At 65.4% G+C, this 6,310-nt stretch carries 6 protein-coding genes; 1 reads left to right on the top strand and 5 read right to left on the bottom strand.

The features are described from left to right. From RMQ73_RS06325 to RMQ73_RS06340, 4 genes are all read right to left on the bottom strand, one after another. Window positions 1-810 (bottom strand): F0F1 ATP synthase subunit gamma (locus RMQ73_RS06325; RefSeq protein WP_310497236.1); only part of this gene is annotated, 810 nt, incomplete at its 3' end. Between the two features lie 92 nt (window positions 811-902). Further along, a complete protein-coding gene (gene atpA, locus RMQ73_RS06330) occupies window positions 903-2,432 on the bottom strand; it encodes a F0F1 ATP synthase subunit alpha (protein WP_310497238.1) in 1,530 nt (509 codons plus the stop codon). 4 nt (window positions 2,433-2,436) lie between these two features. Further along, complete coding sequence (locus RMQ73_RS06335) at window positions 2,437-2,997, bottom strand: F0F1 ATP synthase subunit delta (protein ID WP_310497239.1); 561 nt, start codon at window positions 2,995-2,997, stop codon at window positions 2,437-2,439. A gap of 131 nt (window positions 2,998-3,128) precedes the next feature. Next, entirely contained in the window at window positions 3,129-3,539 is a 411-nt protein-coding gene (locus RMQ73_RS06340; protein ID WP_310497240.1) for a hypothetical protein, read from the bottom strand. 86 nt (window positions 3,540-3,625) lie between these two features. Here RMQ73_RS06340 and RMQ73_RS06345 point away from each other — a divergent pair, with 86 nt between their 5' ends. Then, complete coding sequence (locus RMQ73_RS06345; RefSeq protein WP_310497242.1) at window positions 3,626-4,393, top strand: hypothetical protein; 768 nt, start codon at window positions 3,626-3,628, stop codon at window positions 4,391-4,393. Here RMQ73_RS06345 and RMQ73_RS06350 read toward each other — a convergent pair. Beyond that, window positions 4,382-6,310, bottom strand: a 1,929-nt coding sequence (locus RMQ73_RS06350; protein ID WP_310497243.1) for a patatin-like protein, incomplete at its 5' end; no start/stop codon positions are given. The genes RMQ73_RS06345 and RMQ73_RS06350 overlap by 12 nt on opposite strands.

Raw genomic sequence — 6,310 nt, forward strand, 5'->3', positions numbered from 1 at the left:
GGTGAGTTTCTTGATCATGTCGCCGGCGTTGCGCGTGGCATTGTCCATCGCGGTCATGCGGCTGCCCTGTTCGGACGCGGCGTTTTCCAGCAGCGCGCGGAAGATCTGGACGGACAGGTTGCGTGGCAGCAGTTCGGCGAGGATGGCTTCCTCGTCCGGTTCATATTCGATCGCCGCCGGGGCATCGCCGGGCTTGGCGTCGGTGACTGCGGCAGGAAGGGCTGCTGGGATGATCTGGAGTTCGGTCGGTTCCTGCACCAGCGCCGAGCGGAAGCGCGCGAAGAACATGTGCGCGACATCGAATTCACCCGCTTCGAAACGGCTGGTCACGTCATCGGCGATGGCCTTGGCATCGACAAAGGCGACATTCTTGATGGCTGTCTGGTCGAGATATCCGACAATCAGGTCGCCATGGGTGCGCATGAACGGCGCACGCGCCTTCTTGCCGACGAACAGCAGCTTGACCGTCTTCCCCTCAGCCAGCAACGCTTCCAGCTTCTTGCGGGCAAGCCGCGCGATGTTGGTGTTGAAACCACCGGCGAGGCCGCGTTCCGACGAGCAGATGACCAGCAGATGCACCTGGGTCGCGCCGGTGCCTGCCAGCAGACGCGGGCTTTCCGGCCCGACCTGCACGGTCGCGCCCAGCGACGCCATGACACTGGCCATGCGCTCTGCATAGGGGCGCGCAGCTTCGGCGGCTTCCTGCGCGCGGCGCAGCTTCGCCGCGGCGACCATCTTCATCGCCTTGGTGATCTTCTGCGTCGACTTCACCGAAGTGATGCGCATCTTGAGGGCTTTGAGGCTTGCCATTCACTCTCTCTTGCACGTCATCCCCGCGAAGGCGGGGATCCATCTCCTGCGCCGCCCACCATCACCAAGGCGGGGTGGGCGGCGCGGAGCAATTACGCAAACGTCTTTGCAAACGCGCCGATCAGGTCCTTGAGCTTGGCCGTCGTGTCGGCGCTCAGGTCCTTCTTGTCGCGAATGTCGGTCAGCAACGCCGCGTGATCGGCACGCACATGCGCCAGCAACGATGCTTCGAAACGCGTCACAGCCTTGGCCGGCACGGTGTCGATGAAGCCGTTGACGCCGGCAAAGATGCTGACGACCTGTTCTTCGAACGGCATCGGCTTGTACTGGCCCTGCTTGAGCAGCTCCGTCAGCCGGGCACCGCGATTGAGCAGGCGCTGCGTCGAGGCATCGAGATCGGAGCCGAACTGCGCGAATGCCGCCATTTCACGGTACTGCGCCAGTTCCAGCTTGATGGTGCCGGCAACCTTCTTCATCGCCTTTGTCTGCGCGGCCGAACCGACGCGCGACACCGACAGACCGACATTGATGGCCGGGCGCACGCCCTGATAGAACAGTTCGGTTTCCAGGAAGATCTGGCCATCGGTGATCGAAATCACGTTGGTCGGGATGTACGCCGACACGTCGCCGGCCTGGGTTTCGATGATCGGCAGCGCGGTCAGCGAGCCCGAGCCATTGGCAGCGTTCAGCTTGGCGGCGCGCTCCAGCAGGCGTGAGTGCAGGTAGAACACATCGCCCGGATAGGCTTCGCGGCCCGGCGGACGGCGCAGCAGCAGCGACATCTGGCGATAGGCGACGGCCTGCTTGGACAGATCGTCATAGACGATGACGGCGTGCATGCCGTTGTCGCGGAAATATTCGCCCATGGTGCAACCGGTGTAGGGCGCGAGGAACTGCAGCGGCGCCGGCTCGGAAGCGGTCGCGGCGACGACGATGGAATATTCCATGGCGCCGTTTTCCTCCAGCGCGCGCACGATCTGCGCCACGGTCGAACGCTTCTGGCCGACGGCGACATAGATGCAATACAGCTTCTTGGATTCATCATCCCCGGCGTTGGCGGCCTTTTGGTTGATGAAGGTGTCGATGGCGACAGCGGTCTTGCCGGTCTGGCGATCGCCGATGATCAGTTCGCGCTGGCCGCGGCCGACGGGCACCAGCGCATCAAGCGCCTTGAGGCCGGTCTGCATCGGCTCGTGCACCGAGGTGCGCGGGATGATGCCCGGCGCCTTCACTTCGACGCGGCTGCGCGTGACATCCACCAGCGGGCCCTTGCCATCGATGGGGTTACCAAGGCCGTCAACGACGCGACCGAGCAAACCGCGACCGACGGGCACATCGACGATGGTGCCGGTGCGCTTGACGGTGTCGCCTTCCTTGATGCCCGAATCCGAGCCGAAGATGACGACGCCGACGTTATCGGCTTCGAGGTTGAGCGCCATGCCCTGCACGCCGCCCGGAAATTCGACCATCTCGCCGGCCTGGACATTGTCGAGGCCGTGCACGCGGGCGATACCATCGCCGACGCTGAGGACCTGGCCGATTTCCGACACCTGGGCGTCGGTGCCAAAGCTGGCGATCTGTTCCTTGATGACGCGGCTGATTTCGGCGGCGTTGATGTCCATTGTGTTAGCCCTTCAGTGCCTGGCCGAGCGAATCGAGCCGGGTTTTCAACGAGGAATCGATCATCCGCGAACCAACGCGAACAACCAGGCCGCCAAGAATGGCGGGATCGACCGTGATATCGAGCGCGACATCGCGCCCCAATCCGGCCTTGAGCTTTGCCGCCAGCGCCTTTTGCTGCGCCGCCGTCAACTTGTGGGCTGCGGTGACCCGCGCCGTGATTTCACCCTTGCGCGCCGCCAGCAGCGCCGAAAAATCGCGAACGATCTGCGGCAGCAGCGCCAGCCGGCGACCCTGCGCCAAAACGCCAAGGAAATTGCGCGTCAGCGTGTCGAGGCCAAGCGATTCGGCAACACCGGCGATGCCGGCACCGGCAGTCTTGCGGTCAATAAGGGGGCTGGTGGTCAGGGTGCGCAGATCGGCCGAGGCAGCCAGTGCCTCGCCCAGCGATGCCACACTTGCCGAAACGGCATCAAGGTGCCCGCCGTCCACCGCAAGGTCGAACAGCGCACTTGCGTAACGCCCCGACAGGCCGGGTGCTACGCTGGTTTTGACGGATGCGTCCAAGGGTCTGGATCCGAAGGCTTGAGGTCAGTTGAAACTGGTCTGCGAAAGGCGGTCGCCCTTCATCAGTCGCGGCGCGGCTAGCACGCGGACATGGATGTTGCAAGGCAGCACACCCACGCGGCGCCGCTTTTTCAGCCCCGGCGCGGCCCCCGCTGCAGTAGCGGAAAAGCGGCGAACAGCAGTTGCGAGCCCAACCCGAGCAGGCCGTCGGTGCGCATCAGCACCGCCAGATGCTCGGCAGGCGTGCGGCCGAACACCAGGACGGACAGCGCCAGTTCGCCGGCCATGACCAACATGAATGCGGCGGCGCCCATCACGATCCGCGCGAAGGGGTTCGGCGGCACCGCAAAGCGGCGCACGGTCCAGCCGCAGGCCAGCCAGCTCGCCGACAGCATCACCGGCAATTCGAGCATGACGGCGGCGGTGACGCCGATGCGCGGCACCAGCCACAATCTACGCACGGTGCCCAGCACAAAGCCCAGACCAAACACCAGAGTGAAATAGGCCAGGCCGGCCAGGGCGGACGTGCGAGCGGCGGACATGCCGGCACCCTAGCATTGGGGCTTGCCCGATGCACCGCCCGCGCTAATGATTTGGCTTCATTGCCGGGAAATCATACCGCAGCGTCATGCCTTGGTTGTTCCACATCTTTCTTGCCGTCCATGTCGGTGCCGGCGCGGTCGCGCTCACCAGTTTCTGGGGCGCAGTGCTGACCCGCAAGGGCGGCCCGGCGCATCGCCGCTGGGGCGGCATCTTTTCGGCGGCCATATATACAGCCGCGGCGCAGGCGCTCGGCATGGGCGCGCTGTCGCTGGTCTGGCCGCTGGCCATGCACCCGCAATTGACCGATGCGCCGCTGTACCGGGGCATGTTCGGCACCATGATGGTCTATCTGGGCCTGCTGGTGTTTTCGATGACCCGCTATGGCCTCAAGATGGTGGCCAACAAGCGTGACCACCCCGGCAACCGGCACTGGTCGATGCTGGCGTTGCAGGGCGCGACCTTGCTGGCCGCCGCGATCTGCCTGGGCCATGGGCTGATATTGCTGCGCTCGCACGGGGCAATCATGGAGCCGGTGCTGATGATCATGGTGGCGCTGCTAGGCTTTGGCACCACGCTGACCTATTTCCGCTATATCTATCGGGGTGCGGTGGGTGCGCGCGACTTCATTCCCGAACATTTCAAGGCGATGGTCGCCACCGGCATCGCAGCCTATACCGCGTTCCTGTCGGTCGGCCTGATCGAATTGTTCCCGACGCACGCCTTCAATCCGGCGATCTGGGCGGTGCCGACGGTGCTGGGCATGGCGATCATCATAAATTTCCTGCGCCAGTATCGCACGCCTGTCCGCCCGAGCAGACAAAGCCGAGCTGAGGAGCCCACCTCAATCCGATAATTGCGCCTCGATGGCGGCAATCAGTCCCTGCACCCGGGTCAGCCGCGGGCGCTCGGCGGCGATGATCGCGGCAAAGGCGCCGCGCCGGATACGCGCCAGCATGTCGGGCGGCGGGGCCGATCCGGGCGGCAACGCCGACAGCACGATGTCTATCATCCGCTCCGCGCCGTGCAGCCGGCCCCATAAATAGTCATGCTCACGATAGGCGCGGCTGAAAAATGCGCCGAATGCGTTGAACTTGGCACCTTTCAGGCTGGCACCGCCGGCCCCCGTCAACGCGCTGCAATCCGCCGGCGACAGGCGATCGACCTTGATCTCGTCCAGCTCGTCCAGCCCGCCATCGGCGATAAGCGGCAACACCGCGATGTCGAAGAACGGAAACCCCAGATAGGCGGACAGCAAGGTGCGCCGCAGGCTGCGCGGCATGTCACCGGCCAGCAAATCGACCAGCGCCGTGTCGCTTTGCGTGTCCAGCGCCTTCAGGTCGAGCGCCAAGGCCATCGCATCCAGGGCCGCACCGGGTTGCCGGGCCGCGGCCGCAGCGGCGGCGCATGCTTCGACCGAAAACCAACCGGGCTGGCGGCGCAACAGATGCGGCCCCAAAATCGCATATAATCCGGTCTTTGACCGGTCGAGCACGGCGCGCACAGCGTCATCGGTCGCCGCTTCGGACAGGATGTTGACGCGGCGAATGAGAAACCGCAGCCGCCGGATGCGAAAATACAGATCGAAGCGCCGCAGGAACAACACATAATCGGACGCCGCGCCCTCCCGTCCCACGGCCTGTTCCGGCACGTCGAGCTTTCCGTCCCGCACCAGCCGCCACAGCGCGCGGCGCACATCGCCGACATCGCCGCCACCGATGCTGATCATGGTCTGAGCAAGGCTTTCGACGATCTGCCCGAATTTCAGCCGGCCATAGGCACCATAGGCAAAGCCGGCGCGGCGCGCGGCCTCGGCCTGCATTTGCGACCGCCAGCCGGCCAGCCGCTGCGGCGTCGGCTTCAGCCACAGCACGCGCAAGCCGATGGCGCCATCGATGGCAGCGTCCACCTCGGGCAACATGCCGACCACGATATGGCGCAGGCGGCGCACCCGCTGCGAAAGGCGCTCGATGGCGGCAAGGCTGTCCTTGATCGGCTGCTGGCGCGGAATATCGGCAAGGCTGCGCAAGATGGTGGCGAAAAAGCCCGGCTGCTCCGCCATGTCAGCCGGGGTGTCGTCATGCATGCCGGGCTTGGGGTCGATATAGACAAAGCGCCGGTCCACCTCGCGGTGCGCCGGGCGGCGGCCCAGCGCCGCAATCGCCGGCCCGAACGGGCGGTTGTCCAGCACGGCACCATCCAGCAGCGTCACCAGTTCAGGGCTTTCCCGGCCGGGAAACACCCGGGCCAGAAAGGCGCTGCGTTCCGGCCAGGCATCGCCGCGCTGCGCCAGCAGCGCATCGATCTCGGTCACGCGCGTGGGCGGAAACGCGCCCGGAAAGCTGGCGGTCGCCCGCGCCGCAAAGGTCAACGACGCTGCATCACCCAGATACCGGACATCGCCGTCGCCGGGGCAGCCAAAACCGATGACCAGCCGATGTTCCGGCTCCCGCACGATCGGCGGCGAATGGATGCGCAAGTCTTCCTCGGCGCCGTGATAATCGGTGACGGTCACGAACAGGTCGAACGGGTGCAGCGGCGGCACCAGCGGCGGCGTGCGAGCGCCGGCAGCCATGGCGGCAAATGCATCATACAGCATGGCGCTGAAGATGGCGCCCGAGAACGGCGGCGCAAACCAGCGTGACCGCATGAACCGCGACAGCTTGCGCTTGACCTCGCCGTGCGAATCCATCTCGGCCTTGTCGGCCGCCATCAGGCCGCGACTGCGCACCCACCACACCAGCGGGATCGCCCATAGCTTGGACCAGGTGCG

The organism is Sandarakinorhabdus sp., assembly GCF_031430775.1.
Taxonomy (GTDB): domain Bacteria; phylum Pseudomonadota; class Alphaproteobacteria; order Sphingomonadales; family Sphingomonadaceae; genus Sandarakinorhabdus.

Excerpts from the sequence above, each read along its gene's own strand:
- RMQ73_RS06345 (WP_310497242.1), top strand. The coding sequence starts at position 3,626 with ATGCCTTGGTTGTTCCACATCTTTCTTGCCGTCCATGTCGGTGCCGGC.
- atpA (WP_310497238.1), bottom strand. The coding sequence starts at position 2,432 with ATGGACATCAACGCCGCCGAAATCAGCCGCGTCATCAAGGAACAGATC.
- RMQ73_RS06340 (WP_310497240.1), bottom strand. The coding sequence starts at position 3,539 with ATGTCCGCCGCTCGCACGTCCGCCCTGGCCGGCCTGGCCTATTTCACT.